Source organism: Oleiphilus sp. HI0128, assembly GCF_001635365.1.
On sequence record NZ_LWGG01001319.1, the window covers coordinates 1 to 1010 of the forward strand.

The following is a 1010-nucleotide window of genomic DNA, read 5'->3' on the forward strand; positions in this document are numbered from 1 at the left end:
AATCATTTTCACGGAATAGCTCCTGATAGACTTTAGAAGAGCGTTAGCTTTGGCTATCTAATAGCTCTGAGCCTTTTTTGATTGAACTGGTAGACATGTCTTCGACGCTTAGTCTGCGTTCATCAAGGGGGGCGTATTCTTCGCTATATGACTCGATAGTTTTGTCGTTAAATCGATTAGCAACGATACTAAGTTGCTGGGACTTCCTATCAGTAATCGTTAGATAGCCGCCCAGCGCTTCAATTGCATCGCAGATATCGCTGATAACCTCTTCCCATACATCGTCGTAAGCGACCGATTCATATATATGAGCGACAAGGTCGACAATTTTATTGTTGTAGTTCATTGCTATGCCACGAGACCTATAACTGCTGAGCGATCTAGATTTAAGCGCTTGAGAGATCTTTAAGTTGTAAAGATAGTAACGGAATTCCTGAGTAGATTTCCAGTTTAATAAGCGCTAGTTCACAGAATTGGCATTGAATTAGAAAAAAATTCCTGGGTCGCCATTTGGGCGGAGAATTGTCAAGACCCAGACGGGTTCGATTAAGAATATATTCTACGTATAGTAGTACTTGGCTTGCCTGAGCACTGTTTGCACGGATTAGCAACGGTGTTCTGGGCCAGTCACTAGTTAGGCAAGCCTTTTACTTTTGCGCATCGCATTTACAGCTCTTGTTTGGCCTGAATGTTAAGCTGGCCTTGTGCAAAAGTTTTCTCATTATTATTTAGTGTTTTTTCAAGCGCTAGATTCAGTTTTCGCAAGGACGCGGCCCCATTGTTTCTATTCCGATCAAAAAAACTATCTTGAGATAAGCTTAAGAGAAAAACGCTGTTTTTTATATAATTCTTGTTTTGACGACTGCTTAGGTCGTGTACTCATATATGGTATCGAGTGCTAGGTGGTCTTTTTGGAAGTAGTCATCAAAACACTTTAGTACGAGCGGGCTGCGGAGTTTATCTTCTAGTGCTCGTATCTCATCCATGCTCAACCAATGAGCAGCAATAAT

At 41.4% G+C, this 1010-nt stretch carries 1 protein-coding gene; it reads right to left on the reverse strand.

What is annotated here, in order from left to right; genetic code table 11:
* Nucleotides 1-43 precede the first annotated feature (43 nt).
* On the reverse strand, nucleotides 44-346 hold the full coding sequence (locus A3763_RS22135; protein ID WP_068511170.1) for a hypothetical protein: 303 nt from the start codon (nucleotides 344-346) through the stop codon (nucleotides 44-46).
* Nucleotides 347-1010: the final 664 nt, after the last annotated feature.